Annotated in this window: 1 protein-coding gene and 1 pseudogene; both read left to right on the forward strand. The window is 65.5% G+C overall.

Going from position 1 to position 1,614, the window contains the following annotated elements:
- Positions 1–1,173 (forward strand): flavin monoamine oxidase family protein (locus ACY45C_RS19065; protein WP_462188939.1); only part of this gene is annotated, 1,173 nt, incomplete at its 5' end.
- A 36-nt stretch (positions 1,174–1,209) separates the two neighbouring features.
- A pseudogene (locus tag ACY45C_RS19070) lies at positions 1,210–1,614 on the forward strand (cytochrome P450); the annotation flags it as partial.

Consider the following 1,614-nt stretch of genomic DNA (forward strand, 5'->3'; position numbering starts at 1 on the left):
CTGCAGCCCCATGTGTGGCGCGAGATAGCGCGCTACGGCCTGTCGGTCGTGGCCGACGCGGGACCCGAGCGCGTGATCATGCCAACCCTCACCGGATTCGCCGAGTACGATCCGGTCGAAGCCTACACCCGGCAGGGCGAACTCTTCACTCCTTTCTTCGACGGCTCACGCGACTACTTCCCGAAGCCGTACGAACCGTTCGCCCGCGAGGATCTGATCACACCGCTGGACCGGCTGAGCCTGCGCGACCGGCTCGACCAGCTCGCCTACCCGCCCCAGGACGAGATCCGCATGACCAGCACCACCGCGCTCTACGGCGCTCCGAGCGCGCGCGGCTCGATGCTCCAGCTGTCGCAGTGGTGGGCACTCGCGGGCTGGAACTACCAGAGCTTCTCCGGAGTGAACACCTTCCGCATGGAGAAGGGCACCATCGCCCTGGCCGAGGCCATCCTGAAGGACGGCAGTCCAGACCTCCGGCTCAACTCCCCCGTCACGTCGATCACTCAGAGCAATGGAAGGGTGCGGGTAGGGACCCGCACGGGGGCGACCTACACCGTGCCCGAGGTCGTCATAGCCGTCCCGGTCAACGTCTGGAAGACCATCAGCTTCGGCCCGGCGCTGCCATCGGAGTACCGCAGGGCAAGCAGCCAGGGCTACGGTGTGCCACGCCAGAAGAAACTGTGGCTGGATCTCACCAGTCCCACGGACCGGTTCATCGCCGAGGCGCCCGAGGGCTATCCCCTCGTCATCATGGGCCGGCTGAACGAGAACGCGCCGGTCGTCGCCTTCACAGTGGACGACAGGCTTGACGTCGGCAACCGTGCCCAGGTCGAGGCGGCGGTACGCAGGATCATCCCGGACGCGCAGCTTCGCAGGCACACCGTGACGGACTGGCAGGCAGACCAGTACGCCCTCGGTGGGCCCGCGTACCGGCAGCCCTTCCAGCTCACACAGCTACACCGTGCGATCAGCCAGCCCTTCGGGCGGATCAGATTCTGCGGCGACGATCTTGCCCTTGGCTGGAGCGGGTACATGGACGGCGCCATCGAATCGGGTCTTCGGGTCGCCGGTTCACCAACGTTGTCCTCGTCGTCGCCTGCGGCGCCCGAGGGTCGCCGCCCGGTGACACCCCAAGTCGATCACAGAATCTACCGCCCCGTCCATCGTCTGTGATCAGCGATCCAACGGCAGTGAGATCGGGAGTAGGCCATGCCAACGACGAACCAATCCGCGACCGAGGCTGTGGACTCGCTGTTCTCCTGGTTCCGGGAGATGCACGACCAGCATCCGATTCATCACAGTGAGGAGTACGGATGGCAGTTGTTCCGGCATGCCGACATCGCCCATGTCCTCACCGATCCGAAGACGTTCTCCTCGGAGACGGTGCGACTGTTCAACGAACCGCAGCCTGATCTCGACCTGTTCCTGATGGGGAACCTGGTCACCAGCGACCCGCCCCACCACCGGATGCTGCGCCAGGTCATCAGCCATGCCTTCACACCGCACGCGGTGTCGGTGCTGTCCGAGCGGATCGCTCGGATCACCCACTCCCTGCTCGACCGCACGGCCGGCTCCGACACCTTCGATCTGATCGACACGCTGGCCTATCCCCTA

It is taken from the genome of Frankia sp. CcWB2, from assembly GCF_977927585.1.